The sequence below is a fragment of the Pseudomonas sp. PB106 genome (assembly GCF_009764645.1).
GTDB lineage: Bacteria > Pseudomonadota > Gammaproteobacteria > Pseudomonadales > Pseudomonadaceae > Aquipseudomonas.
Genome location: NZ_RWIM01000211.1, coordinates 1 through 26961, shown reverse-complemented (window position 1 = coordinate 26961; position 26961 = coordinate 1). Strand labels below are relative to the sequence as shown.

22 protein-coding genes are annotated in these 26961 nt (G+C 60.9%); 4 read left to right on the top strand and 18 right to left on the bottom strand.

Annotated elements, in window-relative coordinates; genetic code table 11:
• Positions 1-108: 108 nt before the first annotated feature.
• The 17 genes from EJA71_RS26140 to EJA71_RS26060 form a co-directional block, all read right to left on the bottom strand.
• Positions 109-801: a GNAT family N-acetyltransferase gene (locus tag EJA71_RS26140; protein WP_158960828.1), complete on the bottom strand. Its 693-nt coding sequence runs from the start codon at positions 799-801 to the stop codon at positions 109-111.
• A 114-nt stretch (positions 802-915) separates the two neighbouring features.
• Entirely contained in the window at positions 916-1707 is a 792-nt protein-coding gene (locus EJA71_RS26135) for a ChbG/HpnK family deacetylase (RefSeq protein WP_158960826.1), read from the bottom strand.
• The gene (locus EJA71_RS26130; RefSeq protein ID WP_158960823.1) at positions 1679-2863 is read right to left on the bottom strand and encodes a GNAT family N-acetyltransferase; all 1185 of its coding nucleotides are present in this window, start codon (positions 2861-2863) and stop codon (positions 1679-1681) included. Before EJA71_RS26130 ends, EJA71_RS26135 begins: the two co-directional genes overlap by 29 nt.
• A 4-nt stretch (positions 2864-2867) precedes the next feature.
• A complete protein-coding gene (locus EJA71_RS26125) occupies positions 2868-3557 on the bottom strand; it encodes an N-acetyltransferase (RefSeq protein WP_158960831.1) in 690 nt (229 codons plus the stop codon).
• Between the two features lie 68 nt (positions 3558-3625).
• On the bottom strand, positions 3626-5548 hold the full coding sequence (locus EJA71_RS26120; RefSeq protein WP_158960821.1) for a hypothetical protein: 1923 nt from the start codon (positions 5546-5548) through the stop codon (positions 3626-3628).
• Positions 5545-6852, bottom strand: coding sequence for an oligosaccharide flippase family protein (locus EJA71_RS26115; protein ID WP_158960819.1), 1308 nt, complete (start codon positions 6850-6852; stop codon positions 5545-5547). The genes EJA71_RS26120 and EJA71_RS26115 overlap by 4 nt, the downstream gene beginning before the upstream one ends.
• Positions 6849-7850 (bottom strand): polysaccharide deacetylase family protein, encoded by a 1002-nt coding sequence (locus EJA71_RS26110; RefSeq protein WP_158960817.1) that lies wholly within the window; start codon positions 7848-7850, stop codon positions 6849-6851. Before EJA71_RS26110 ends, EJA71_RS26115 begins: the two co-directional genes overlap by 4 nt.
• A 13-nt stretch (positions 7851-7863) precedes the next feature.
• Complete coding sequence (locus EJA71_RS26105) at positions 7864-9000, bottom strand: glycosyltransferase (RefSeq protein WP_158960814.1); 1137 nt, start codon at positions 8998-9000, stop codon at positions 7864-7866.
• Positions 8993-9961: a glycosyltransferase gene (locus tag EJA71_RS26100; RefSeq protein WP_158960811.1), complete on the bottom strand. Its 969-nt coding sequence runs from the start codon at positions 9959-9961 to the stop codon at positions 8993-8995. The genes EJA71_RS26105 and EJA71_RS26100 overlap by 8 nt, the downstream gene beginning before the upstream one ends.
• Positions 9958-11331 (bottom strand): O-antigen ligase, encoded by a 1374-nt coding sequence (locus tag EJA71_RS26095; RefSeq protein WP_158960809.1) that lies wholly within the window; start codon positions 11329-11331, stop codon positions 9958-9960. Before EJA71_RS26095 ends, EJA71_RS26100 begins: the two co-directional genes overlap by 4 nt.
• Positions 11328-12419, bottom strand: coding sequence for a glycosyltransferase family 4 protein (locus EJA71_RS26090; protein WP_158960806.1), 1092 nt, complete (start codon positions 12417-12419; stop codon positions 11328-11330). The genes EJA71_RS26095 and EJA71_RS26090 overlap by 4 nt, the downstream gene beginning before the upstream one ends.
• The gene (locus tag EJA71_RS26085) at positions 12416-14008 is read right to left on the bottom strand and encodes a Wzz/FepE/Etk N-terminal domain-containing protein (protein WP_158960803.1); all 1593 of its coding nucleotides are present in this window, start codon (positions 14006-14008) and stop codon (positions 12416-12418) included. Before EJA71_RS26085 ends, EJA71_RS26090 begins: the two co-directional genes overlap by 4 nt.
• 16 nt (positions 14009-14024) lie before the next feature.
• The gene (locus tag EJA71_RS26080) at positions 14025-15050 is read right to left on the bottom strand and encodes a polysaccharide biosynthesis/export family protein (protein WP_158960800.1); all 1026 of its coding nucleotides are present in this window, start codon (positions 15048-15050) and stop codon (positions 14025-14027) included.
• Positions 15051-15071: 21 nt separating this feature from the next.
• Positions 15072-15719, bottom strand: a complete 648-nt coding sequence (locus EJA71_RS26075; RefSeq protein WP_008084477.1) for a CpsD/CapB family tyrosine-protein kinase — start codon at positions 15717-15719, stop codon at positions 15072-15074.
• Positions 15719-16465 (bottom strand): sugar transferase, encoded by a 747-nt coding sequence (locus EJA71_RS26070; protein WP_158960798.1) that lies wholly within the window; start codon positions 16463-16465, stop codon positions 15719-15721. The genes EJA71_RS26075 and EJA71_RS26070 overlap by 1 nt, the downstream gene beginning before the upstream one ends.
• An 18-nt stretch (positions 16466-16483) precedes the next feature.
• A complete protein-coding gene (locus EJA71_RS26065; RefSeq protein ID WP_158960796.1) occupies positions 16484-17521 on the bottom strand; it encodes an NAD-dependent epimerase in 1038 nt (345 codons plus the stop codon).
• Positions 17518-18870, bottom strand: a complete 1353-nt coding sequence (locus EJA71_RS26060; RefSeq protein WP_158960793.1) for a UDP-glucose/GDP-mannose dehydrogenase family protein — start codon at positions 18868-18870, stop codon at positions 17518-17520. Before EJA71_RS26060 ends, EJA71_RS26065 begins: the two co-directional genes overlap by 4 nt.
• Positions 18871-19257: 387 nt before the next feature.
• Between EJA71_RS26060 and EJA71_RS26055 the strand changes: the two genes are divergently transcribed.
• Positions 19258-20955, top strand: coding sequence for a sulfatase-like hydrolase/transferase (locus EJA71_RS26055; RefSeq protein WP_158960790.1), 1698 nt, complete (start codon positions 19258-19260; stop codon positions 20953-20955).
• Positions 20956-21160: 205 nt separating this feature from the next.
• Here the strand turns inward: EJA71_RS26055 and EJA71_RS26050 are convergent, their stop codons facing one another.
• Positions 21161-22504 carry a hypothetical protein gene (locus EJA71_RS26050; protein WP_158960787.1) on the bottom strand — a complete coding sequence of 448 codons (1344 nt, stop codon included), beginning with the start codon at positions 22502-22504 and terminating at the stop codon, positions 21161-21163.
• Between the two features lie 190 nt (positions 22505-22694).
• Between EJA71_RS26050 and EJA71_RS26045 the strand changes: the two genes are divergently transcribed.
• Genes EJA71_RS26045 through EJA71_RS26035 form a run of 3 tightly spaced genes read left to right on the top strand, consistent with a single transcriptional unit; the run spans position 22695 to position 26876 of the window.
• The gene (locus EJA71_RS26045; protein ID WP_158960784.1) at positions 22695-23348 is read left to right on the top strand and encodes an ABC transporter ATP-binding protein; all 654 of its coding nucleotides are present in this window, start codon (positions 22695-22697) and stop codon (positions 23346-23348) included.
• Positions 23345-25816, top strand: a complete 2472-nt coding sequence (locus EJA71_RS26040; RefSeq protein WP_158960782.1) for an FtsX-like permease family protein — start codon at positions 23345-23347, stop codon at positions 25814-25816. The genes EJA71_RS26045 and EJA71_RS26040 overlap by 4 nt, the downstream gene beginning before the upstream one ends.
• Positions 25806-26876 (top strand): lipocalin-like domain-containing protein, encoded by a 1071-nt coding sequence (locus EJA71_RS26035; RefSeq protein ID WP_158960780.1) that lies wholly within the window; start codon positions 25806-25808, stop codon positions 26874-26876. Before EJA71_RS26040 ends, EJA71_RS26035 begins: the two co-directional genes overlap by 11 nt.
• Positions 26877-26961: the final 85 nt, after the last annotated feature.

Genomic DNA, 26961 nt, shown 5'->3' with positions numbered 1-26961 from the left:
CCACAGGATTTTGTGTCGTACAGATATAAGCGGTACACCCCAAAACCCTGTGGGAGCTGGCTTGCCAGCGATGGCGGCCTCAAAGAGGCCACTCATTTCAGATGTGACTCAAGCCTGCGCCGCCGCACTCACCACCGGCCGCCCCGGTTTGCGCAGCGGTTCCAGGCGCGAACCCTCATAGCGCGTTTCGCGGAAAAACTTCCAGCGGCCAAACAGGCAGTAGACGTGCATGACGCGCCCCTGTTCGTGATAGCCCATGCGCAGATGCAGCTTCAGCGCCGGAATGTTGTGGGTTTCGCACACGTCCACCACCTTGGTGCAACCCTGCGCCGCCATGGCTTCCCATAGCGCTATCTGCACATCCACCGACAGGCTGCTGCCGAAATACGCGCGAATCATTTCACCGCCGAACTCGAAAAACTCACCCGGCTTCACCGGAAAGGTGCAGCCGTAATAATGACGGTCGTGATAGTCGCGAATGCTGCCCCAGATAAACCCCACCGCATGCCCGTCAGCATCGACGTACATGTGCCCGGTGTGACCCTCGGCGGCAAGCTCCGCCATGGTCTCGACGCGGTCGCCAAAATGCTTGCTGAAGGCAATGGCATTCTCCGGCGTAATGTCGACTTTGCGCAGGCCATCGTAAGGACGCAGCTTGTGCGGCGGCACCGGGCTGACCAGGTCACGCTCCATCCACAACAGTTCCCAATGGAAGAACACGTAGCGTTTCCAGAGCGTGCCGAAAGTGCGGCCGAGGCCTTTTTGCCGGATGCGATCTTGTAGTTTTTCGATGACGCTCATGATGCCCTCCGTGGCCGAAGCCCGGGTGTTGTGGATGGTGCTTTTGTGGGTATAGATCACCTGAGCAAACTCATTCCAAAGTGCCATCTTGGAAAGTATTGCAAGGTATGTAAGTCAATCGAGTGCCGTGGCACCGCGTAGAAAATCCTTGTTCAAGTCGGTGTAGGAAACCCGTGGAATACCGCTCAGCCGCCGCTCTAGCACGCGGCTCAGGGATTCATCGGCATTGAGATAGGCGTCTCCGAAATCGGCGCCGAGTTGGGTTGGATGGGCGACGATTTCCAGCACGCCGTCGGTCGGCGCGATGCCGTTACGCAAGTCGATCGGCGTGCACACATAGTCGGCGGTGACACCGGCCAGGCTCTGCAGACGCCAGTTGAGCAAACCCTTGAACACGCGCTTGGGCAGATTGAGGTTTTGCCCCAGATTGCGTGCCAGCCGAATCGGTACACCCTGTTGCGCCGCGAACCGCGCAACGATCTCGCCAATCGGCCAGATGTTGTGCACGTGCTGGTGCGAATCGATGTGACTGGGGCGCATGCCGTGATCGACGCAACGCTGCCATTGCGCCTGCAATTCTTCCTGCACCGCCTCGCGATCCTCGCGCCCAAGCCATACGCTGTGGCGCGGCAGGCTGAGGTCGAATACGCCGTGGTCGTCGCAGAACGTGCGGCGGGCCAGAATCGCCTGGCTCAACGGGCGCCCGTAGGTCAGGTTGAAGTGCAAACCGACCCGGCCTTGCAACGTCGGATGCCGCGCCATGGCGCACGCCGCTTCGAACGCCGGCATGTTGGCCATCGCCGTGGCAGAGCTGATGACCCCGGCCTGAAAAGCACCGAAGATCACCGCGTTTTCGTTCGGGCTGAGGCCGAAATCGTCAGCGTTGACTATGACTTGGCGAGGCATGTTCGCCCTCCGTGGTGATCGCGACAGGTTTCAGTGTGGGTTTCGCGGGTGCGGCACGTCTTGCGCGCCAGGCCTGGACATGGGGTTTGAGCCGGTACCACAGGCGCAAGCCCAGACCGAGGACGAGGCCGCTCGGGCGCCAGGAATAGAAACTCCAGCGCCAGTGCTCCAGTTGCCCGGTCATGCGTTCGTGCAGTTGATGGCTGGAGTTTTCCAGGCTGACCCGCGAGGCATCAATCCAGCGCCAGTTATCGTCCAGCCCCCAGCGAATCCATTCCTCCAGCAACACCCGGCCGCTGCCAAGATCAGCGTATTGCGGCAGGAACGCGAGGTTGTAATCGTAGAGTCGGCCCTGTTCGAGCAAGCCAAGCCGATAGCTGATGCAACGGCCGTTCAGCTCCAGCGTGACCACGCGCACTAGACCCTGGCCGGCGAGGGCGATGAAGGCGTGTTCGATCAATTGCCGGCTGCGGTCGCTGGCGAAAATCCCCACGCCTTCGTCACCTTTCCAGCTCACCGCTTCGACTTCGCTGATGACCTGCAACAACGGCCCCATGCTCAGTGCATCGGGAGTGATCCGGCGCACCTCGGCACCGCACGCGGCGATGCGCTTGCGCGCCCGGCGCAACTTGTAGCGCGGGTCGCCGGAGACTTCCTGGTGATCGGCCTCGCTGATCAGATGCACCGGCGTCCGACAACTCAAGCGCCGCTCACCGGTGGAGCTGCGCACCATCCATTCGGTCAGGGCACTTTCTTCGCCGACGGGTTCGGACAGTTCATTGAGTTGCAGCAATGCGTGGGGCACGCGTTGACGGATCAGGCTCAACGCTCGGCGCATGTCCTCGCTGCCAAGCAACGACAACAGCGCCAAGCGATCCGCCAGCGGATAACCCAAGTGATGCAGCACGCGAAACGGCACACCGGCAAAGCGCTCGCGGGTCGCCACCAGCGGCAGACACAGACGCAATTCCTCCGCCTCCCAGCCCAGCAGAATGTGCAGACGCTCATCCTCCCCAAGGGCCTGCTCGGCCGCACACAACCAACCAAGGTTGTTGAACGGCGTGTGATCCGTCACCCGCAGGCGCAGCGCTTCATACGCTGCTTCGGGGAAATCGGCGGCGCACAGGGAAGTGCGCCATTGGAATCGCGTCGCCATAGGCTCAGGCCGCCGTTGCTGTTACGGGTGGACGGGACGGTTTGCGCAGCGCATCCAGGCGCGAGCCGCTGTAGCGGGTTTCGCGGTAGAAGCGCCAGCGACCGAACAGGGTGTACACATTCATGATGCGTTTTTGCTCGGTATAGGCCATGCGCAGGTGCAGCTTGAGCGCCGGGATATTGTGGAACTCGCAGACGTCGACGACGGTGTCGCAACCTTGCGCAGCCATGGCTTTCCACAGCTCCAGTTGCAGGTCCACAGACAGCTCGGTGCCCCAATAGGAACGCGTCAGCTCGCCGCCGAATTCGAAGAACTCGCCGGGTTTCACCGCAAACAGGCAACCGTAGTAATGCCGGTCGAAATAGTCCCGTGAGCTGCCCCAGATAAACGCCACGGCATCGCCGTGATCGTCCAGGTGCATGTGCCCGGTGTGACCTTCTTTGGCCAGTTCGGCCATGGTGCCGACACGGTCACCGAAGTAGCGGGCGAAGGCACTGGTGTTGTCCGGCGTGATCTTCACCACCCGCAGCGGCGGGTAGGGTTTGAGGTTGTGCGGTGGCACCGGGCTGACCAGATCGCGTTCCATCCACAACAGCTCCTGGTGGGAAAAAACGTAGTGCTTCCACGCTTTGGCAAAGGTGGCGCGCAGGCCTTTCTGCTTAATGTGTTCACTGAGTTTTTGCACAATGTTCATGGTCTTGGCTCCTGATGACGATGCATCGCGCGGCCACAGGCTCGCGCGGCGGTACATCAACGGACGGTTCATGACGTGCTCCAGCTGAGGGCGAACAGGGTTTGCCCCGGCAGCTCGAAACGCACACGACCGTCCTGGCAGGTAAATGGCGCATCGCGGCTGCGGTTGTCCGCGCCAAAGTAGCGCAAGGCGCCGTTATTCAGCGGGCACTTGGCGCCGCTCAAGTCGACACGTTGTAAACGCGTGCCTTTGTTCACGCCCAGAAGGCCCCGTTGATCGTCGCCGGCCATCGCCAGCACGTCGACTTCGAACGCATCGTTTTCCAGCCACAGCACTTGATGCAGCCAATGCTGGGCGATGAATTGCTGAGCCAGGCCGACCGGTTTCAGCTCGAAACGTTGTTCATCCGGCGAAACCCGCAACATGCCCTTGGGATACTGCGGCTCATCAGCGGCCTGAAACCAGTTGAGCATGCTCAGCAAGCCGTCCTGCGAGGCGTTGATCACCACCGATGCCCACCACAGCGAAGCGTAGTGGGTTTCCTGATCGTAGGGGCTGAGGCTGGAACCGCTGGACATGTTGGTCTGATCGAGCAGCAAGGCTTTGCGCGGCTGGCCTTGGCCGTCGAGGCCAACGAGGTCAGCGGCGCGGCGCACGCTGTCGCGGTAGACGCGGGTGGCGAGCAGGTCGCGGATCATCCATTCGTGCCACGCCAGCGCATCGACCTGATCGCCTGATTCACTGAGCAAGCGCCGCGCCCAATCGATCCCGCGTTTATCCGCCGCGTTGTTGGCGAACGGCCCGTTGACCAACCGCGAACTGGCCGGCATGGCAATGCGCACGCCGGCCTTGGCATTCGCCGGATCATTGCGCACCTGGCGGGCCATGCTGGCGAAAATCGCCTCATACTGCGCGTAGCTGGAATAGTTGAGGTTCGGCTCGTCGGCAAAACCGATGTAGTGCGTGCCTTTGCCACCCAGCTTACGGGTGCTGGCCAGCCAGGCATCGAGGCCGCTGTTGCTTTGCACATCGGCGCGCAAATCCGCCTGACGCTGACTGCCGGCCAGCAGGGTGATGTCCTGCTTGATGCCAAAACGATCCTGATACACCTGGCGGAATGCGTCCTCGAAATGCGGGTTCTTCGCCATCACATCGACAAAGCTGTAGTAACTCGCAGCGGTCGGTTTCAACGCATCCAGCGCAGCATGGCTGGCGGGCGGCGGCATCACGTAGGGCAGGGCGATGCCCAGATCCGGGGTGCGCCCGAGGACTTTGTCATGCAGGGTCAAGCGAGTTTGCCCGGCGTCTTCGCGTAGCGCTTTGAGTTGCTGCGGGTTCTGCGCAAACAGGTTGGCCGTGCCATCCAGCCAGAACGCCGCTTTGCCACTGCCTTGCAAGCGTAGGCGCCAGATCTGTTCGCGTTCGCTGACGGGCAGCGCCACTTGATCGAACTGCCAATACGCACGATAGGGTTTCAGCGCCAATGTCAGTTGCTGATCATCGCCGACCCGCTGCGCCTGCAAGCCGCTGACGCCGCCATGAAACTTGCCGGCCAGCACCGCGTGCTCACCCGGCGCGACTTTGAAATACAGTTCGTCGCCGTTATGGGTGTCGGCACTGAAATGCACTTTCGCCGGGGCGAACAACGCCACCGTGCGCTCGTCATGTTCGATTCGATAATTGCGGAAGCTGTAGCCGGGAATTTCCAGCCGATAACTGGCCGCACCGGGCAGCAACGGCCAGCTCTGACTGCCGCGAGTTTCACTGGCTTTGATGAATCGATCGCCGGCCAGTTTGCCCTGGCCATCGAGCAGATACACATGCTCTTCATTGGCATCCGCCTGCCATGCCGGCGTCCAGCGCACGGTCAGCGTGTCCGGGTGCTCTGCTTGCAGGAACAGACTGCCGTCGCGGATTTCGCCCCAGCGCATCGACGCGGCAAAGGCGTCCAGCGACAGGCCGAGACCGAGCAGCAGGGCCAGGGCTTTCATGCGGTTTTCCGGCGTTGCAGCATCAGCCACATCGGCGTGACGTCGCGGGGCAGGATGATCAGGACTTGCCAGAACGGTACGCCGCTTAACCGGCAATAGAGCACCAGCATTGCCACGGTCACCGCCAAATAGGCAATCGACGAAGCGGCCGCTGCGCCGACAATCCCGTAAGCCGGAATCATCACCAGGTTCAGGGCCAGGTTCAGCAACGCTCCCAGCCCCATCAGCAACGACACCGTGCCGGGGCGATTCTTGCCGAGCAGGTCCAAGCGCAGAATGCTTGCGTAGCAAAGGCCCAACAGCCCCGGCAACAAGGCGAGCAGCGCTGGATACGCCGGTTGGTAGACCGCGCCGAACAGGGTGACGATCAGCCATTCGCCAATCACCGCCATGGTCAGGCAGGCGCCGAGCATCACCGTGGCGGTCAGGCGCAGGGCCAGCGGGGTGACCTTGTCCATGCCTTCGTCCTGTTGCAGCAGGCGTTTCATCAGTGGCGTGGTCACTGCTTCCGGAACGATCAGCAGCAGTTCGGCGGCAGCGCTGGCCATCGCGTAATGACCGAGGGCGGTGCTGCCGAGCAGGGCGCCGATGAACAGATAATCCGAGCGCAAAATCACCTGCTGGAAGAGCAGATCCGGATGACTGCGCGCGCTGTAGCGCAGCAGTTCGTTCTGGCTGGCGCGGTCCCATTGCAACTGCAATGGCTGCGAGCGTTTGAGCCAGACCCAACCGGCCAGCACCACCAGACTGATCCCGGCCAGCCAACTGATCAGCGCCGCTTCGAGGGCCGCGCTTTTCCACATCCAGAACAGCGCGACAAACAGCAACAGCGGCGCCAGCGATTCGACCAGCCGCAAGGCATTGAACGCGACCACGCCACCCGAGGCGTTGTGCAAAGTCAGCAAGCCGCTTTTCAACACGGTCAGCGGCACCGCCAGCAGCAACAGCCAGGCGAGCAAGCCGAGCTGCATCGTTACATCGAGTTCGCTGCCGAACTCACGCACCAGCGCCACCACCAGCAACGTCAGCAACGCCGCGAGCAAACAACCGAACACCAACACCTGACTGAGCAACACACCCATGGGCCGCTGCTTGGCCGCTTGGTAGCCGACCGCCGAATTCAAGCCGCCACTGGTGGCTGCACTGATCAAATCCGGCAGGGTGCTGAGCAAGGCAAACAAGCCACGCTCACTGGGCCCGAGAATCCGCGCCAGCAGCACGTTGCGCAGCAAACGCAAGGCGATCATCGCCAGTTTGGTGCCCATGCTCAGCGCCAGATGCTTGAGGTAGTTGCCTCGGCTCATGGCCGCGCCCCACGAAAGATCCGCCACGACAGCAGTTGCGGATTGCGCGCGGTGCGTTGACTGACGCCGAAGCGCGGCAGGTTCAGCGGATCGCCTTCGCCGCGATAAATCCCGGTGCCCGTGCCCAGCGCAAACGGGTAATCGTGATCGGCAATCTGTTGGCGCACACGTTGGTCGTTGTCGCCATTGGGGTAGCAATACACCGGCAGCGGGCGGTTGCAGCCGTTGTGCAAGGCGTCGCGACTGCGGCTGATTTCTTCGTTCAGGCGCACATCGTCAAGGCCGGTGAGGATCGCGTGACTGGCGCCGTGCGGGCCGAAACGCACCAGCCCGGAAGCTTCCAGCGCGCGCACCTGATGCCAATCCAGCGCTTGCGGTTGCGACTCTGGCGGGCATTCGTCGGTCAGGCGTTCAAGCTCCTGCGGGTCAATCGTTTTCAAACCTTGCAGGTAGTGCAGCAGCGCCAGGCTGCGGCGGTCGACGTCGATGTCATCGAGCAGCACTGGCAGCGGGTGATGCAGGGCGTGCAGGCATTCGATCAAATGCATCCGCGCCTTTTCGCCGTGGCTGCCCCACAGGGTTTCACCGAGGCTTTCCCACCAGAAGCGCTGACGGCTGCCGATGAAATCGGTGGAGAGGAAAATGCTCGCCGGCACCTGATGTTTTTGCAGCAGCGGGAAGGCGTTGACCGCGTTGTCGCGCCAGCCGTCGTCGAAGGTCAGCGCCACCCGCGGGCGTTCAGTGCGCAGCGAGTTGGGCTGAAGAATTTCCATCAACGGCACGCAATCGAAATGCTTGCGCAACCACACCAGCAAGTGTTCGAAGGCTTGCGGCCCGACGCACAGTTCGTTGCGGTGCGGCAGGTTGGCGGCGCGGTCGTTCGACAGCACCCGGTGCAGCATCAGAATCACCCCGGCGCCGTGCAGCTGGTTTCGGCCCATGGACGAGTTGAGATAGAGCCAGCCGCTGGTGCGCTTAATCAGTTGTTTGATCGCCATGGCTTCGGTCCTCTTAACGGTTCTGTTCGGGATTCCACTGGGCATACCGCTGACCGCGCAGGAACTGCCATAGACCGAGACTCATCCCGGCGAGGGTGACCAGCAGAAACGCGGCGAGGCGGAAGGGTTTGGGCAAGCGGTGTTGCGAATCCAGCAGCCCGGCAATCGCAATGGCGTAGCCGAACAGCTGCGCGATCAGGGCGAGGCGATAGAAACCGTGGTCTTCCCACAGCCAGAAATTGCTCAGCAGCAGCGGCAACAACAGGATCGGCGCCAAGCGGCGGATCAGTTTGTGGCTGATCAGTGCGATCGAGTACAGGCCATATTTCAGCGGGTTGAGCAGCTCGCGGCGCTGGGCCAAGCTCTGCAAACCACCGACGGTGACGCGCTGACGACGGCGGAATTGTTTGTCCGCCTCATCGACACCGTGGTCGATCACTTGCGCTTCGGGCACATAGACGATGCGTTTGTGCGCGACCGGTGCGCAGGTGCTGATAAAGAAATCGTCGTTGACCTCGGCCGGCACGTTCTGGAACAACTCGCGGCGCAGGGCGAGCAGGGCGCCGTCGGCGGAAACCATGCAACCGGTGCGGTTCTCGACCCGGCGCAGCCAGCCTTCGTAATGCCGATAGAGGCTGTCGCCAACGCTCAAACCACCGCCGGTGACCGGAATCACCATGTGCCCGGCGCAGCCGCCGACCTGCGGATCATTCAACGGCGCCAGCAGATAACCGAGGGTTTCCCGCGACCATTGGTTGTCGGCATCGGTGAACACCAGAATGTCGCCAGTGCTCAGGGCCACGCCGGCATTCAGGGTGGCGGCTTTGCCCTGGCGTGGCAGGTCGAGGACGGTGATGCGCGGATCAACAACCTTGTGCGCGCAGGCCACGGTGTCGTCGGTCGAACCGTCGCTGGCGAGGATGATCTGCAGAGTGGCCGGCTGATAATCCTGGGCCAGCAACGTGCGCAATTTGTGCTCGATGTGCCGCGCTTCGTTGTGCGCGGCAATCACGATGCTGACGTTCAGCGGCGGCGCCGGGGTGTGGCGCCAGGCCGGGAACAGCGGCGCGACCAGCGTCAGCAGCAGTGGGTAGCCGACGTAGGCGTAGACCGGTAGCAACAAGCATGTCCAGAAAATGAATTCAGCCACGGGCAGGCCTCCTGGCGTTCCAATGACACAGACTCAAAATGAATGCAGCGCCGGCCAGATGCAGGCGTACGTGATGCAGACCCCACAGTTGCACGGTCAGGCAGACGTTACGGTGCTTGGCGCTCTGCCGCACACTGAGCGCCAGCCCCGGAACCAGTGTCAGCAGCACCATGACGGCCGCGTGATGCGGGAAACCATCGAGCAGCGCCGAGATCGCCAGAAAGTCCAGGAGCCAGACCAATAGCGAGAACATCGGAAAGCGCAGCAGACGCACGCTGAAGCCGTGGCTACGCAGCAGTTGCAAGTGACTGCCCTGACGCCAGAGCTCCTTGCCCATCCACTCGCGCCAGTTCATTTCGTAGCCCCAGTGCAGCGCGACGCTCTCATTGACCGACAGCAGCCGAGCCCCGTGTTCGCGCAGGCGCAGGGTGAATTCCTTGTCTTCGCCGGTGCGCAGGGTTTCGTTGAAACCACCGATCTTGTCGAACCAGCGCCGCAACATCAGCAGATTGGAGCTAGGTAGCCAGTCGACCAGATGGCTGGTGTGGGTGGACGGGCGCAAGGTGCGGCGCTGCCACGCGGTGGCGTACCACGGCGCTTCGGCGGGGGTGTGCAGATCGAGGCCGAAGACATCGGCCTGGCCGCTGGCTTCGATGTCGAACAATTGGCTCAACCAGTCTTCCGGCATCTCAATGTCGGCATCGATGAACGCCAGCCATTCGCCCGTGGCAATCGCCGTACCGCGATTGCGCAGGGCGCCGATCAGCAATCCTGGCAACACCAACACTTGTGCGCCGAACTGGCGGGCGATGTGCGGGCCCTGATCGGTCGAACCGTTGTCGACCACGATCAGCTCGCATTCGACGTTGGCCGCGTGCGCGGCTTTTTGTGCGGCGAGCAAGGTCCGGCCTATGTGCCGGGCCTCGTTGAACATCGGGATGACGATGCTGATCCGGCTCATGCGCGGGCCTCCGTGGTCAGTGGTGCCTGTTCGGCTTTCAGGCGCAGGACCCAGGTCAGCGCCAGCATGATCCACACGTATTTCTGGTTCGGCGCGCTGAGGAACATCAAGAACAGCGTCAGCGACAGGAAGCTCACGCCCAGGTGTGTCATCAGATCTGCCTGATACGCGTCGCGGCGCAGCAACCATGCAGCGCGGGCGCGAATCAGGTTGTACAGACCGAGGCCGAGCATGCCGACGAACAACAAGCCGGCAGGAACCCCCAGTTCGCTGAAGATTTCCAGATAGGTGTTGTGCGCCCGGCGATACAAGTCACCGATCTTGCGGTTGGCGGAAAACGCCTTGGCGTATCCGGTGGTCGCGTAGTGCAGCGGAAAGGTGCCGGGGCCGGAGCCGAGCAGCGGGTTCTCGCGAATCATCTGGCTGCCGACCACGATGTACGAGGCGCGCCGGCCGAGGGATTCGTCGTTGTGGCCTTTGGCGCCGGCGCTCAACACGCTCAGCGACTGAATCCGTGCGAGATACCCGGCAGGCATCGCGTAGATTGCCAACGGAATCACGATGGCCGCGCCGAGCATGGCGAAACCCAGATGCCGTGGCCGAATCCGCGTCAGTTGCGAGCGGTAATGCCAGCAACCGATCAGCAGACTCAAGGCCAGCACTACCAGCCCCGAACGCGATTCGGTTTTGGTCATGCCGCCCAACAGCAGCAGGCAGCAACCACCCCAGAACAGACGGTGCAGCAGGTTCGGGCTGCGGATTACCAGAAACAGCGCCATGGGCACGGCAAATGCGATCAGCATGGCGAAGGCGTTAGGGTCTTCGAGCAAACCCGCCGCGCGACCCTGATCCTGGAATTTCGCCGAAAACATCGCCATCGCGCAGGTGGTGCTGACGGCGAGGGTGACGAGGCGGGCGAACAGGTCGAGGTTCAGCTCACGGCCGATCAACAGGGTGATGACAAACAGAATCAAACCCACGCTGAGTTCGCGCAGGTGCCCCAGCGACATGCCCAGGTCATCGGTGTTGAGCAGGCTCAAAAAGTACAGAACCATGAACCACACCAGATAGCGCCAGAGGTTGCTGCGCAGCCGATCCGAAGGAATCTGGTGCAGCGCCAGTTGCAGCATCAGGATCACCGCCAGCGAGGCGCCGATCAGCTTGCTGCCGGAGAACGCTGTGTCCTTGAAGAAGCCTTCGAACGGCACCAGCGCGGCAATCCCGAGCAGGCCCCAGGTCGGCTTGCGGTACAACACCGCGAAACCGACCAGGCCGAGCACCGCTCCCGGCGCCAGATACGGATAAGGGCTGGCTAGCAAAGCGATGCAGGCCAGACCGAGAAAACTGACGATCGAGAGCGGGAAAATCATGCGCGTGCCTCCCGTGCCGTGCGGATGTACAGCTGCGACCAGCGTTCGGCCAGGGCCTTGAGGTCGTAGCGATCCTGTTGCGTGCGTTTTGCGTTGTCGCGCAGTTGCCGGGCCAGTTTCGGCTCGCTCAACAAGGTGTCGAGCTGGCGGGCGAGGTCAGCGTTGTCGGCCGGTGCGGCGAGTAGACCGTTGTGCCGGTGTTCCAGCACATCGGGAATTCCACCGACCCCGAACGCCACCACCGGCACCCCGGCCTGCATCGCTTCGAGCAAAATCATCGGAGTGCCTTCGGTGCGCGAGCTGATCACCAGCGCATCGAGTCGCTGCCACCACGGTTGCATGGCGATCTGGTAACCGGGCAAACGGATGCGTTGCTGCAAACCGGCGCCGTCGATGCGCGCCTGTAACACCTCGCGCTCCGGGCCATCACCGAGCATCACCGCATCCAGTTGCGGATGCTGATGACACAGCGGGATCAGCGCATCGAGAAACAGATCCGGGCCTTTCTCACTGCTCAAACGGCCGACGTAACCGGCCAGCCAGCGCTGCCGATCCGCGTCCGGCACCAGTGCCGCCGCCGCCGGCAAACCGTTGGGAATCACCTGCAGTTTCTCTGCCCGCACGCTGGCCTGACGGTGCAGCGCGGCGATGCTTTCCGCCACGCACACCACCCGATCCACTGACGCGGTGCGGCACAGCTGCAAGCTGAGCCAGGTGTAGAACTTCTGCTTGCGACTGCGCGGGGTGAAGCCGTGCTGGGTGATCACCAGCGGCAGGCGCAACAACGTCGCGCCGACCCAACCGAACAGCAGCCCTTTGAAATTGTGCGTGTTGATCAACGGTTTTTCACCGCGGCGCTGACGCAAGTGCCGCAGCAATTCTGCTAGCCCGGCACAACCCTGGCAGTCCACCCCGGCCTCACGAAAGCGCGCGATCAGGTCTGGCGGCGCGTCGAGGAACAGCACCTGATGCTGTCCCGGCGTCGCCAGACAATGATCCAGCAACATCCGCTCGGCCCCATAGAAGCCGCCGCTGCTGAGCAAATGCATGATCGGCAGCGCGGCGTTCGGGGAGGACGCGGTGTTCAATTGCGCACCCAGTGCATCAGGCTTGGCACGCTCCAGCTCTTGTGCGGATTGCCTGGCAGTGCGTTCTGATCGTTGATCACCAGCAGCACCGGCACGCCCAGTTCGTGGCTGATTTGCGCTGGGTGCTTGAAGCGGTGATCGAAGAACTCACGTACGTAGACAAAGGCAATCGCCAACAGCAACCCGGTGAGCATGCCGAACGGAATGATCAGGCCCGGTTTCGGGAACGCCGCTTCGGTCGGTTCGAACGGCGGGCTGAGCACCCGGGCGTTGGACAGGTCGTCGCTGAGCGAACGGGTGGTGCTGCTTTCGGCAAACCGCTGGGCGTAGGTCGAGAACGCGGCGTGCAGCGCATCGATCTCGGTGTCCATCTGGCGCAGCTTGCTTTGGGTCTGCTGCAACTCGTGGATGCGGTTTTTGAACTCGGCGATGCGCGCGGTTTTCTGATCGATCACCTGCTTGACCACCGCCAGATCGTTGGTGCGTTCCTGGATGCGGTTGCTCACCACTTTGAGGAACTGCTGACGGGTGCGGGCGATTTGCTCGCGGGTCAGCAGCATGGGCTCGCTGCCAGGCTGGAACACCGCCAGATCGTTCATGTAGCGGCTGACCTGTGTGGTCAGTTGTTCGCCCATTTGCTTGATCTCCCGATCCTCGAACGCCACGTTGTCGACGGTGGTGGTGAAGGTGTAGGGGAAGGTGTAATCGTTGAGCTTGTTAGTGCTCGCGGCAGCCAGTGCGGTTTTCAGGTATTCGAGCCAGCGCTGGCTCTGCAGCAGGCGATCCTGATACAGGTTCAGCGCTTGCTCTTCGGTGTTGATCGCGTTGAGGCGGAAGGTGATTTCTTCCTTCGGATCCGACGCGCCGACGCTTTCCAGCAAGGTCTGACGGTTGCCTTCCAGACCATCGAGACGCACTTGATACTGATGTTTTTTCGACTCGTAGAACGATTGCGGCAGGTCGATCGATTGCAATGCCTGACGGCTCACCAGGTAGTTCTGCAGCAGGGCCGAGACAAACGAGGTGCCTTGTTGCGGATCGGGGAAGCTGTAGATGATCGAGATTACGTTGGAGCCCGGCAGCGTCTCGATTTTCAGGCTGTCGATGGCTTGCTGGGTCAGGGCATCGAGCGCGGTGTCACGCACTGGATCGGTCTCAAGTCCGAGCACGTTGCGCATCGGGTTGATCACGTACTGGCGCAGCGGCGAACTGACGTAGCGCTTGAATGGCTCAGCCACCAGTTTGCTGAAGACCCCCGGCGAAGGCGTGTATTCGCCCTTGTCGCGCAGTTCGCTGATGGTCTGCCGGATCAGCGCCGGCGAGCGGAGGATATTGCTCTCGGTTTCCATGTCCGCCAGTGACGGCGGAATGAACGTGGCGTTGTCCACGGTGAGCGACGTGGTGGCGTCACCCTGAGAGAGTTTTTTCGACTGCACGATGACCTGCGCGGTGATATCGAAGCTCTGTTTGAGCAGCAGCGGCAGGAGCAGGGCGATCACTGCAAAGATCAGGAAGACCCGTTTCACCAATTGCTTGTTGGCGAAGAAGATCCTGAAGAACTCGTGCAGGTAGTTTTCCTTTGGGTTCATGTCGGTCACCTGAGAGTTAGTTGCTGTCACTGTCTTTGTTGTCGACGCGGTAGCCGAAGCTGAACCCGACGCCCTGGAACAGCACCACGTCGGCCAGTTGGCGGGCGAGTTCGCCGGCGCTGGCCAATTTGGTTTTCGGCACGTAAAGCATGTCGTCCGGTTGCAGGTAGGCGATTTGCGGCGCCTCGCCCGACAGGGCCTTCTCGACGTCGTAACGCACGGCCTTCACCTGATTACCGTTGCGGCGCATGATCACCACCGAATCCAGGCGCGCCTTGACGTTGGTGCCACGGGCCAGGGTCAGCGCTTCAAGCACCGAGACCGGCCGGCGGATCGGGTAGGAGCCCGGTTGGCCGACTTCACCCAGCACATAGATTTCGTTGCCGGCGGTGGACTTGAGCAGCACGTCCACGGTCATCCGGCCCGGCAGTTGCGCGTACTTCTTGTTGAGGAAGCTTTCCAGTTGATTGACGGTCATGCCTTGCAGCGGCACGGCGCCGATCTCCGGAAAACTCGCGTAGCCGTCGGTGCCGACGGTGATCTCGCGGCTCATGCCGGTGGCTGGGTGATTCAGCGCGCTTTTCAGGTTCGCCTCATTGGTCAGCGGGCTGATGATCTGCACGGTCAGCTGATTGCGGTTGGGCTGGAACAGTTGCTTGCGCTGGTACGCACGCTGAATTTCTTCGCGGGCCTGTTCACTGGTCAGCCCGGCGATTTTCACCGAGGTGTTGGCGCCCGGCAGTTCGATGGTGCCGTCGGGCAGCACCAGTTGATTGCCGTTGAGCTGGCTGGCAGCGGTGAAATTCAGGCCGATCTGGTCACCCGACTGCACGCGGTAAGCGTCCGAGCCGCTGGTGCTGATGTGGAAGATCACATCGAGCACATCCTGCGGGCGCAGGGTCTGTTCGATCTTCGGCATATCGGTTGCCTGGGCGTTGGCCGGGGTGGCGGTGAGGATATTCACCGGCATGTTCTGGGTGTCGGAGGTGCTCGAGCAGCCTGCAAGCGGCAGCATCAGCAGCACAAGAATCTTGGCGTTCATGGCGTCTTCCTTCGCGTTCGCTTAGAGGTTTTTGTAAAGCCATTTGGGCATGTAGTACTTGCGCCGGTTGAACACGCTGCCGACCACTTTCGCGCCAGCCTGGGTCAGGCGTTGCACGGCGGCCTGGGCAACTTCCCAGCGGGTGTCTTCGGCGCGGACGACAAACACCACGCCATCGACCTGAGTGCTGATGACCAGGGTGTCGGCGGCGGAGTACACCGCGTCGCCGTCGATCACCACGAAGCGGTACTGGCTGCCCAGTTGATCGAGCAACGGGCTCAGGCGCTCGGCGGTCAGGTGTTCCATCGTGCGGATCGGCCGGCCGTTGGGCAGGACGTGGAACGGCAGGCTGGAAACCTGCACCACGCAGTCCTGCAACAGCGGCGGGTTGTCCGGGTTGAACAGCAAGTCACGCAGGCCGCGCTCCTTGCTTAAATTCAACTGCTGCGTGAGGTTGCTCGCCGACTGGCTGGCGTCGACCAGCAGCACTTGGCCGCTGCTCATTTGCGCCAGTTGGCTGGCCAGCGCCAGTGCGCTGGTGGTCGTACCCGCGCCGGGGTTGGCGGCGGTCAGGAACAGGATCCGCAGATCGAGATCCAGCACGGTCGAGGTCAGGTTCGATTCGCTGGGATTGGCGATGCTCAGGCTTTTGTTGGTTGAACCGTCCATTAGCTTGCTCCGTGGCCGCTGAATACTTTGAAAGGGGTTTTCAACAGGATCTTCAGATCAAGCAGAAGGCTCTGCTCGGCGATGTAGCTGAGGTCCAACTCAACGCGCTGGTCGAAGTCGATATTGCTGCGCCCGGAGATCTGCCACAGGCCGGTCATGCCGGGGTAGATGCTCAGGCGAGCGAGGTGATTGTCCTTGTAGCGGTAGGCGTTGAACGAGGTCGGACGCGGGCCGACCAGGCGCATGTCGCCGGTCACTACATTGATCAGGTTGGGCAATTCATCGAGGCTGGTGCGCCGCAGAAAACTGCCGATGCCGGTGATGCGCGGGTCCTGGTCGATCTTGAAATCGATGGCGTCGACACCGTGCTTGTTCAGGTGACGCAGCGACTCCTTGAGTTCTTCGGCGTTGGCGACCATGGTGCGGAATTTGTACATGCCGAATTTGCGCCCGCGATAGCCGGTGCGCTTTTGCACGAACATCACCGGGCCCTTGCTGGAGTATTTGATCGCCAGCGCGAGGCCGAGCAACAGCGGCGAAATCAGCAGCAGAATCGCCAGTGCGCCGAGGCAGGCGACCACGCGGTTGGTGCGCGACAGTTGCCATGGACGACCGCCGTCACGGCCGGTGAACCAGCCGCGACCCTGGCGATGAATCGCCGCGTCGAGGCGCATTCGCTGCTCCGGATCCATGCGTTTGTCACGCTGCAGTTGTTGGATCGGTATACCTTTCTCATGTCCAGTCATGGAGTCCTCCGCATTAATTCAGCCGCGAGCGGCGCGTGGGTGACAGGCAGTGGCGTAATAGTCGCGAAACCACGCGACGAAGCGTCCGAGCCCTTCGTCCAGCTCGATACGAGGCTGGAATCCGGTGGCTTGGGCCAGATCACTGGCCTCGGCGCAGGTGTTGAGCACGTCGCCCGGTTGCAGCGGCAGCAGCTCGACAATGGCTTGCTGGCCAAGATGTTTTTCCATCAGGGCCAGATAGGTTTTCAGTTCCACCGGGTGCTGCCCGCCGATGTTGAACAAGCGCCACGGCGCCATGCTGCTGGCCGGATCCGGTTGCACGCGATCCCACTGCGGATTGACCTGCGGTGGCTGATCGATAAGTCGGGCGATGCTTTCGATGATGTCGTCGATGTAGGTGAAGTCGCGTTGATGCTCGCCGTAGTTGAACAGCTTCAGCGGCGTGCCTTCGCTGATCGCCCGGGCAAACTGGATCGGCGACATGTCGGGGCGGCCCCACGGTCCGTACACGGTGAAAAAGCGCAGGCCGGTGCAGGGAATGCCGAACAGATGGCTGTAGCTGTGGGCCATCAGCTCATTGGCTTTTTTGGTCGCGGCGTACAGCGACAGCGGATGATTGACGCCGTCCTTCACCGAGTAGGGCGTGTGCTGGTTGGCGCCGTACACCGAGCTCGACGAGGCGTAGATCAGATGCTCGACCGGGTGATGCCGACAGCTTTCGAGAATGTTCAGGAAACCGTTGAGGTTGCTGTCCAGGTACGCCCGAGGATTGTCCAGCGAGTAACGCACCCCGGCTTGCGCGGCGAGGTGAATCACCACTTGCGGGCGTTCGTGGACAAACAGCGCGTCGAGGGCCGAGGCATCGGCCAGATCAACCGTGGCGAGCTGGAAATCGCCAACCTGCTCGCGCACCCATTGCACGCGATCGTGCTTGAGTTGCGGGTCGTAGTAGGCGTTGAAATTGTCCAGGCCGACCACCGAGTGCCCGTCGCGCAGCAGCCGCAACACGCAATGGGCACCAATGAAACCGGCGGCACCGGTGACCAGAATCTTCATGGCCGCACGCCTTCTGGCGCGATGTGACGCAGGCCGATGCCGCTGTAGTGCAGGCCGGCGGCCGCCACTTGTTCCGGGTTGTAGAGGTTGCGGCCGTCGATGATCACCTTCGAACGCAGCTTTTCCGAGAGCAGTTCGAAATCGACCACGCGGAAATTTTTCCACTCGGTGCAGATCACCAGCGCGTCGGCGTCCTCCAGCGTGTCGTCACGGGTGGCGCACAGGTGCAGGTCGTTGCGATAGCCGTAAATGCGCCGGCATTCGGACATCGCTTCCGGGTCGTAGGCCTGCACGCTGGCACCTTCGGCCCACAGCGCATCCATCAGATAACGGCTTGGCGCTTCGCGCATGTCATCGGTGTTCGGTTTGAACGCCAGACCCCAGATGGCGATGGATTTGCCGGCCAGGCCTTGGGGGAATTGTGCTTTGAGTTTGCTGAACAGGATGTGCCGCTGCAGGTCGTTGACGTCGGTGACACTGCGCAGCAACTTCAGCGGCATGCCGTTGTGTTCAGCGGTGTGCAGCAGCGCGCGCAAGTCTTTGGGGAAGCACGAACCGCCAAAGCCACAGCCCGGATAGATGAAGTGGTAACCGATGCGCGGGTCAGAACCGATGCCTTTGCGTACGGCTTCGATGTCGGCGCCCAGCAGCTCGGTGAGGTTGGCCAGTTCGTTCATGAAACTGATGCGCGTAGCGAGCATCGCGTTGGCGGCGTACTTGGTCAGCTCGGCGCTGCGGTTGTCCATGAACATGATTTTTTCGTGGTTGCGGCAGAACGGCGCGTACAACTCGCTCATCTGTTCGCGGGCTGCGTCGTCGTGCGTGCCGACGATGATCCGGTCCGGACGCATGCAGTCGGCGAGGGCGCTGCCTTCCTTGAGGAATTCGGGGTTGGAGACCACACGTACGGTGAGGTTGCCCTTGTCGCGGCGCTGCAATTCGCTGCTGGCGGTGGCCAGCACTTGATCCGCCGTGCCGACTGGAACCGTGGACTTGATAATCAGGGTGCGATCGGCCTCCATGAAACTGGCGATCTGCCGGGCGACGTTCAGGACGTGGCTGAGGTCAGCGGAACCGTCTTCGTCCGCTGGGGTGCCGACGGCGATGAAAATCAGCTCGGCGTGTTCGACCGCGTCGCTGGCCTGGGTGCTGAACAACAGACGACCCGCCTTGATGTTTTCCTCAAGGGTGCTGGACAAACCTGGCTCGCTAATCGGCGGTACTGCTTGTTGCAGTTGTTTAATCTTGTTCGGGTCAATATCAACACATAAAACCCGATGCCCTACATCTGCAAGTGCGGCGGCTTGTATAAGTCCGACATAGCCAGTGCCAAATACGCTCACGTCCATCTGCGCACCTCAATAACACCAAAAAGTTAACTGCGGAATGAGATAGTTAAAGGGGTATAGCGCAGCGTTTGGAAAGCGTGTCAGCAAAATGACATGTTGCATCTGTATAACAGTTGAGCGTTTTTTGGCGATTGGCCATCAAGTCATTGCTGCGATTGAATTTGTTCTGATTTTGCAGATTTGTTCAGATTTCAAATAAGCGATAAACGGTCGTAAGCCTTTAATTTAAAGGCCTGCGGCATCTGGTGTGTGTCAGATTTGAGTCACCGTTTTTTTGACGCTTCGCAGAAAAAACAGTCAATTCTTGCGCTTTGATGGCAGGGTGCTAGTGTCAGATTCTGACCGACAAACCTTTGACTTCCCGCCTTTCGCGCGACCGGTGTCACCATGTTCAAATATGCTAAAGAAGTGCTTTTAATTATCTATTTGCTTCTTTATACCGAGTATTACATTGATCGGTTAAATGCTATCGGTCTCGGTTTTGCTGTACTTCTTTTTGGCGCGATGTTTTTGGCGCTTACTGTGGCGTTATATTTAACTGCCTATATCCGCCAAACGCTCATCAGGCATTTATTCGCATTGGCGATGTTCGCTTCGGCGGTTTTTTTCGACGTTTATACGCGGGTCACGGCGGATTACCTGAGCTACAGCAGTTTTGTCTCGCTGGTGTATTCGGGCGGTTTCATCCAGGAAGCGGTGTACCAGTATCGCGACGCGATCATCCACGGTGCGCTTAGCGGTCTGTTGCTGCTGTTCGGGATCGGTCTCAAACCCCGGCATGCGTTGTTGGTGCCAAACGCATTGCGCGTGGCTGCCCCGGTGTGTGGTGTGTTGTTGCTCAGCGCGGTGCTGTTTTTGCGCGCGGGCGAGGGCGCTCGCGGTTTGCCGATCATGTACACGCCATTGGCGTATCTGAACCTGTTTGCCTATGAGGCGCTGCACAACACCGTCGGCCCGCGTGAACCGGTGACGCTGGCGCGCTCCTCGCCAGCGGTAAGCCACGACATCGTGCTGATCATCGACGAAAGCATTTCCGGCAATTATCTGGACATCAATGCGCCGTTCGGCGTGCACAGCAACCTCAAACAGGCGCCGGCGGGTGTCGATATTTTCAATTACGGCTACGCGGCATCTGTCGCCAACTGCAGCGCCGACACCAACGTCACCCTGCGCTACGGCGGCACCCGCGCCGATTACATGCGCATCAACAGCACGTTGCCGTCGATCTGGCAGTACGCAAAAAAGGCCGGCCTGCGCACGGTGTACATCGACGCCCAGCGCACTGCCGGCAATCTGCAAAACCTGATGACCGACACCGAGAAGAAAGACATCGACGAATTTGTGCAATTCGATCAGACCAGCGTGCGCGATCGTGACATGGCGGCAGCGGCGAAGCTGATCGCATTGCTCAACGATGACAAAGCCGAACTGGTGGTGATCAACAAGGTCGGCGCGCATTTTCCGGTGCACGACAAATACCCGGATGCGTTCATGGCGTACCGCCCGACCTTGCCGCGCGGGCAGTTCACCGAAGTCGCCGACACTGGCGAGCGTACCGGTTTCAATGGCCAGCCGGATGACTGGGTGCTGTACCGCAACGCGTACAAGAACACGGTGTTATGGAACGTTGGCGAGTTCTTTGCGCGGGTGTTCGCGCAGGGCAATCTGAATAATGCTTCGCTGATCTACACCTCCGATCATGGCCAGGATCTGCATGAACGCGGCAATCCTGGGTTGAATACCCATTGCGGCGGCGACCCGGTGGAGGAGGAGGGACTGGTGCCGCTGGTGGTGATCCAGGGCAGCCAACTGAAAACGCTGGACTGGTCGGCGCAACTGGCGGCGAACAAGGATCGCTCCAGCCACTACAACATCTTCCCGACACTGCTGCAGTTGATGGGCTACGACCTGGCGGGAATCGAAGCGGTGTATGGCAAACCATTGAGCGTGCCGACGGCGGATGAATTCACCTTCAACTACCGCTTCAATGCGCGGCTCGGCGCCAAGCCTGAGTGGAAGCACATTGATCTGGGCAGCATTGTTACGCCGACGCAGGCGCCGGCGAGTGTCGCGGCTGGTCAATAGATTTTGGGTTGGCAGGACTGGCCCCATCGCTGGCAAGCCAGCTCCCACAGCGTTTTAGGGTGAATTCAATATGTGTGAACAGCCTCATTCCCTGTGGGCGCTGGCTTGCCAGCGATGAGGCCGGTTCAAACACCGGCCTCATCTTGTTGGCTCCGACTCTCACTCCGTTGCGATGATGAGCCTTCTCGCGCTCGCGGTGCTTGGGTCAAGCAAGATAGCGAAGTACATAACCCACAGCAGCCGGTGCACCAGCCGTGTAGGCAGTGACGACGGTGCGCTGATCGTCCATGACAACGCATCCGCGGAAGATGTCCTCGCCAAGCTTACCGTTGTAGTCAGCCCAGCCTTTGCCCGCAAACGTCTGATCGAGTGAGCCATCGGCGGTATAACGCGCTGTCACTGTGGAACTGTGGCTGTTGTGATTGTTGGGATCCCCTTGGCCACTGACTACCAGCTTGCCATCCGTTTGCGGTACACAACTTCCCCACCGAACGCCATATTCGGTGAAGTCAGCAAACAAAGGCTTGCCGTTGTTGAACACCAGATTAAAGCTACCGGCCGGGTTCAGAGACAATGTCAGCCCCTGCGAGTTGCGCCCGCCTGTAGTGGTCGCTACTCCCACGGCGACCAGGCCACCATCGGGTTTCAAGGCCAAAGCACGCAATTGGAGCGAGCGGCCGCTGTCGGTAACGTCGACAACGCCAGTCTTGTCGTCGCCATAACTGCTATCGATGCTGCCATTCTGGTTGTACCGGATCACAAAGCCATTGTTGTCCATTTCATCGGGCCGGTTGTAGTAACCACCTACCAGAATTTTGCCGTCCTGCTGAACGACAGCATTGGAGACTTCAATGAAGTCGTGGGATATCCCAGGAAGCTCGATCAGTACATAGCCTTTTTCATTGAATGTGCCGTCCAGCGAACCATCTGCGTTCAGGCGCACCAATATCCCTTTGCCATAGTTCGCGCCGAATTCGACGGTGCTGACCAGGATGATCTTGCCGTCTTGTTGAGCAATGGTCCGGATACCTGCATTACCTGCATCGGCAGACGAAATATTATTGCTCCGCACCCGATGCTGAAGTTCGGACACTCCTGCACCGTGCCCTTCACGAGGATTAATCAGGTCGCGGATACGGATAATGACTCTACCGTCCTGAGCGGGGCCGAACGAGGTGTCAAGCCGACCGTCGCCGAGTTGGCGGACAGCGATCAAATCATAGTTATCGAATATGCCAAGCACCAGACAGCCGTCGGGCATCGCTTGCAGGTGGCGAAATGGAAATTGCGTTTCTTCGGGATATGGCAGATCGGCGAAGCCATTGTCAGCGAAGGACCGGTCAACCGAGCCGTCTTCGTTCAGTCTGGCAGTTGCAGGAGGATTGCCCTGCGCTGCGGACAGAAGCAGCAGCAGTTTCTTCTCCGGCAACGACAATACCGATTGAGCAACCCGATGCACGCTCCCTTCCAGTGGCAGATCCAGCACACCACCATTGGCGAAGGTCGGATCGAGATAATCTGCAGATTTTTTCCCATATGCCTGAGTCATGATTGCGCTCCCTCGAATCGTTGAAATACCCCGGATGGGGACATTCAGTGGAACATGAGGCCTCAGCCCGTTACACCTGTCAGAAATGACAGTCGAATATTCTTTGCAGGCCAAATAGCTGGTATTTCGAGCCAGCCAAAGCTGTTCAGGGCCGCTATCCTTGCCCCAAGTTCATTGATCAGGTTTCGCCATGCTTGAGGTTCGCAACGTCTTCAAAAGCTACGCCACCCCCCAAGGCCCACTGCCAGTGCTGCAAGGCGTCGACCTGACGCTGACTGCCGGCAGCAGTCTGGCGCTGATGGGCGAATCCGGCAGTGGCAAGAGCACCTTGCTGCATTTGGTCGCTGGCCTGGACAAGATCGATCGCGGCAGCATCCGCAGCGGCGAGCATCGGCTGGAGGAGATGAACGAGGCGCAACTGGCCAATTGGCGACGCACGGAAATCGGCCTGGTGTTCCAGCAGTTCAACCTGATCGGCAGTTTGCGCGTCGAAGACAACCTTGCGTTTCAGGCACGTCTGGCCGGGCGTCATGAGCCACGCTGGCAGGCGCATCTGGTGCAGCGCCTAGGTCTGGGCGATTTGCTCCAGCGCTATCCGGAACAGCTTTCCGGTGGACAGCAGCAGCGAGTTGCATTGGGTCGGGCGCTGGCCTCGCAACCGAAATTACTGTTGGCCGATGAACCCACCGGCAGCCTCGATGAAGCCACCAGCGACGAGGTGCTGCGGCTGTTGCTCGAATTGCTCGATGACACACCGACCACGTTGTTGATGGTCACCCACAGTCAACGGGTCGCTGCGCAATTGGCCCAGCGCGTGGTGCTGTCCAAAGGACGGCTGACGTGATGGTTTTTCGCCAGACACTGCGCGCGCTGCTCAGTCATTGGCGACGGCATCCGGTGCAGTTTTTCAGTGTGCTGACCGGGTTGTGGCTGGCGACCAGTTTGCTCACTGGTGTCGAAGCGCTTAACAGTCAAGCCCGCGACAGTTACGCCCGCGCCAGCCAGATGATCGGTGGCGAACCGCAGGCCAGCCTGAGCACGCCAAGCGGCGCGACGTTCACCCAGCAATGGTTTGTCGATTTGCGCCGTCAGGGCTGGCCGGTGTCGCCGCTGTTGCAGGGGCGCTTGCTGCTCAAGGATCACGACAACCAGCGCCTGCAATTGATGGGCATCGAACCGGTGTCGCTGCCTGCCGACTCGGCGGTGGCCGGGCAAGCAATGCCGATTGAACGCATTGTCGAATTCTTCACGCCGCCGGGCAGTACGTGGATTTCTCCGGACACCTTGCAGGCGCTCAACCTGCACGAAGGCGACACGCCGCAGACCGTGAATGGGCTGTCATTGCCGCCGTTGCGCGTGCAAAAGGACATGGCACCGGGCGTTTTGCTGGTGGACATCGGGGTCGCGCAGACCCTGCTCGAACAACCGGGGCTACTGTCGCGGCTGTTATTGCCCAAGGATTTTCACGCTGAGTTGCCGGCCTCGTTCAAAGGTCAGTTGCAGCTTAAGAGCAGCGGCGAAGAAAACAATCTGGCGCGCCTGACCGAGAGCTTTCACCTCAATCTGGATGCTTTGGGCTTTCTCTCGTTTCTGGTTGGGTTGTTCATCGTCCACGCCGCCATCGGCCTCGCCCTGGAACAGCGTCGCGGTTTGCTGCGCACGCTGCGCGCCTGCGGGGTCAGTGCGCGGACGTTGATTGTTTGCCTGATCGTTGAATTGGGTGTGCTGGCGCTGATCGGCGGGCTGTTCGGCGTAATCAGCGGCTATTGGCTGGCCAGCGTCTTGCTGCCGGACGTCGCCGCGAGCCTGCGCGGGTTGTACGGCGCGGAAGTGGCGGGGCAGCTACGGCTGAGTCCTTGGTGGTGGTTCAGCGGTATCGGTTTGAGCCTGCTCGGCGCATTGCTCGCGGGGGGCAACAGCCTGTTGCGGGCGGCGCGTTTGCCGTTGTTGGCCGTGGCCGATCCGCAAGCTTGGCATCAGCAATATGCGCGTTGGTTGCGGCGCCAGGGTTGGTTGGCAGCGGCGTTGGCATTGATCGCGCTGGTGGCGTTGATCGGGGGCGATAGTTTGGCGAGTGGTTTTGTGTTGATGGCCGGGCTGTTGCTCGGCGCCGCGCTGGCGCTGCCGGTGTCGCTCAGCGCGATCTTGAACCAGTTGCTGGGGCGCAGTCGTTCAGTGCTTGGCCAGTGGTTTCTCGCCGATTGTCGTCAGCAATTACCCGCGTTGAGTCTGGCGCTGATGGCGTTGCTGTTGGCCCTTGCCGCCAACATCGGCGCCGGCAGCATGACCGCCGGTTTTCGTCAGACCTTCGATGACTGGCTCGAACAACGTCTGAGCGCCGAGTTGTATATCAACCCGACCAACCCGGCGCAGTCGCGGGAAATGTACAGCTGGCTTCGGCAGCAGCCGAACGTCGCCGCAGTGCTGCCCAACTGGCAGGTGTTGGTGACGTTGCAGGGCTGGCCGGCGGATGTGTTCGGCGTGATCGACCATCCTTACTATCGCCAGCACTGGCCGTTGCTCGATTCCAGCGGCGCTGATCCATGGGGGCATCTGGCGACGGATGATGCGGTGATGCTCAGCGAGCAACTCGCCCGGCGCCTGAAACTGCACGCTGGTGAGCGTCTGACGATTCCCACGCCAAACGGCCCATGGTCGCCACGTATCGTCGGCATCTACGCCGATTACGGCAATCCGAAGGGTCACGTGATTGCCAACGTCAATCATCTGCTGCGCGGCTGGCCGCAACTGACGCCCAACCGCTTCAACCTGCGCGTCGACCCGCAACATATTCCGTCATTGTTGAGCGCGTTGCAGGCACGGTTTCAGCTGGAGGACAGCCGCATCGTCGATCAGGCGCGGCTCAAGGGCTGGTCGGTTCAGGTGTTCGAGCGCACCTTTGCGGCGACGGCAGCGCTGAACAGCCTGACGCTGGCCGTCGCGGGTGTCGCGCTGTTTATCAGCCTGCTGACCCAGAGTCAGAGCCGCCTCGGCCAACTCGCACCCTTGTGGGCGCTGGGCGTGACGCGCCGGCAGTTGATGCTGCTCAATCTCGGTCAGACATGGCTGCTGGCGGTGCTGACACTGATACTGGCGCTGCCATTGGGGATTGCCTTGGCGTGGTGTCTGGATGCGGTGATCAACGTGCAAGCATTTGGCTGGCGCCTGCCGTTGCGGGTGTTCCCGTGGCAATTGCTGCAACTGATGGGGTTGGCGTTGCTGGCGACCTTGTTCGCTTCCGCTTGGCCGTTGTATTCGCTGTACCGCACGCAACCGGCGGATTTACTCAGGACGTTTGCCCATGAAGATTAACGCTGTGGTGTTGACGCTGGCGCTGTTGCTGCTCGGCGGCTGCGATCAATCTGCGCCTGAGCAGAAGGGCTTTGCCGGCATGGGTGATCAGGCGTTGGCATACACGCCGGTGGTGCCAGGGCGGGTGTTCAGTTTTCCGGCCGATCACGGCGCGCATGATGGCTTTCGTATCGAGTGGTGGTACGTCACCGCCAACCTGAAGGATGCCCAGGGCAACGAGTTCGGCGTGCAATGGACCTTGTTTCGCAGCGCGTTGAAACCCGTGGCAGAGCAGGCCGGTTGGGCCAATCAGACGATCTGGCTGGGGCATGCAGCGGTGACCTCCAGCACGGTGCATCACGCGGCTGAACGCTACGCGCGAGGCGGGGTAGGGCAGGCCGGTGTGCGGCTGGCGCCGTTCGAGGCGTGGATCGACGATTGGCGGTTTGCCAGTCAGGCGCAGGATCCGTTGAGCGACCTGCAACTCAGCGCGCGCGACAAAGACTTCGCCTATCAACTGCACCTGACGTCCAGTCGTCCGCTGGTGCTGCAGGGTGATCACGGGTACAGCCAGAAATCCGAGGAAGGGCAAGCGTCGTATTACTACAGTCAGCCGTTTTTCCAAGCCAATGGCACCCTGCAGATCGACGGCCAGATCTACACCGTCAGCGGTCCGGCATGGCTCGATCGCGAGTGGAGCAGCCAACCGCTGACTGCCAATCAGACAGGCTGGGACTGGTTTTCCCTACACCTGGACAGCGGCGCGCACGTGATGCTTTACCGCATGCGCCAGAAGGACGGCGCGCCGTATCTGACCGGGACCTGGATCGCGGCCGACGGTCAGACCGAGACCCTGAGCAGCTCGCAGATTCAACTCACGCCGCAAGACACCGCTCGCGTCGCTGGCCGATCGATGCCGGTGAAATGGACGATCAGCATCCCCGACAAACACCTCGACATTAGCGTCGACGCGCTGAATCGCAATGCCTGGATGGATTTGCGGATTCCGTACTGGGAAGGCCCGGTTCACATCACGGGCAGCCATCCGGGTCGGGGCTATCTGGAAATGACTGGGTACTGAGTGATCTCCACAAATCTCTGTAGGAGCTGCCGCAGGCTGCGATCTTTTGATCTGTTTCAAAAACAAAGTCAAAAGATCGCAGCCT

Coding starts and splice junctions, on each gene's coding strand:
- EJA71_RS26140 (WP_158960828.1), bottom strand. CDS start 801: ATGAGCGTCATCGAAAAACTACAAGATCGCATCCGGCAAAAAGGCCTC.
- EJA71_RS26135 (WP_158960826.1), bottom strand. CDS start 1,707: ATGCCTCGCCAAGTCATAGTCAACGCTGACGATTTCGGCCTCAGCCCG.
- EJA71_RS26130 (WP_158960823.1), bottom strand. CDS start 2,863: ATGGCGACGCGATTCCAATGGCGCACTTCCCTGTGCGCCGCCGATTTC.
- EJA71_RS26125 (WP_158960831.1), bottom strand. CDS start 3,557: ATGAACATTGTGCAAAAACTCAGTGAACACATTAAGCAGAAAGGCCTG.
- EJA71_RS26120 (WP_158960821.1), bottom strand. CDS start 5,548: ATGAAAGCCCTGGCCCTGCTGCTCGGTCTCGGCCTGTCGCTGGACGCC.
- EJA71_RS26115 (WP_158960819.1), bottom strand. CDS start 6,852: ATGAGCCGAGGCAACTACCTCAAGCATCTGGCGCTGAGCATGGGCACC.
- EJA71_RS26110 (WP_158960817.1), bottom strand. CDS start 7,850: ATGGCGATCAAACAACTGATTAAGCGCACCAGCGGCTGGCTCTATCTC.
- EJA71_RS26100 (WP_158960811.1), bottom strand. CDS start 9,961: ATGAGCCGGATCAGCATCGTCATCCCGATGTTCAACGAGGCCCGGCAC.
- EJA71_RS26095 (WP_158960809.1), bottom strand. CDS start 11,331: ATGATTTTCCCGCTCTCGATCGTCAGTTTTCTCGGTCTGGCCTGCATC.
- EJA71_RS26085 (WP_158960803.1), bottom strand. CDS start 14,008: ATGAACCCAAAGGAAAACTACCTGCACGAGTTCTTCAGGATCTTCTTC.
- EJA71_RS26080 (WP_158960800.1), bottom strand. CDS start 15,050: ATGAACGCCAAGATTCTTGTGCTGCTGATGCTGCCGCTTGCAGGCTGC.
- EJA71_RS26075 (WP_008084477.1), bottom strand. CDS start 15,719: ATGGACGGTTCAACCAACAAAAGCCTGAGCATCGCCAATCCCAGCGAA.
- EJA71_RS26070 (WP_158960798.1), bottom strand. CDS start 16,465: ATGACTGGACATGAGAAAGGTATACCGATCCAACAACTGCAGCGTGAC.
- EJA71_RS26065 (WP_158960796.1), bottom strand. CDS start 17,521: ATGAAGATTCTGGTCACCGGTGCCGCCGGTTTCATTGGTGCCCATTGC.
- EJA71_RS26060 (WP_158960793.1), bottom strand. CDS start 18,870: ATGGACGTGAGCGTATTTGGCACTGGCTATGTCGGACTTATACAAGCC.
- EJA71_RS26055 (WP_158960790.1), top strand. CDS start 19,258: ATGTTCAAATATGCTAAAGAAGTGCTTTTAATTATCTATTTGCTTCTT.
- EJA71_RS26050 (WP_158960787.1), bottom strand. CDS start 22,504: ATGACTCAGGCATATGGGAAAAAATCTGCAGATTATCTCGATCCGACC.
- EJA71_RS26045 (WP_158960784.1), top strand. CDS start 22,695: ATGCTTGAGGTTCGCAACGTCTTCAAAAGCTACGCCACCCCCCAAGGC.
- EJA71_RS26035 (WP_158960780.1), top strand. CDS start 25,806: ATGAAGATTAACGCTGTGGTGTTGACGCTGGCGCTGTTGCTGCTCGGC.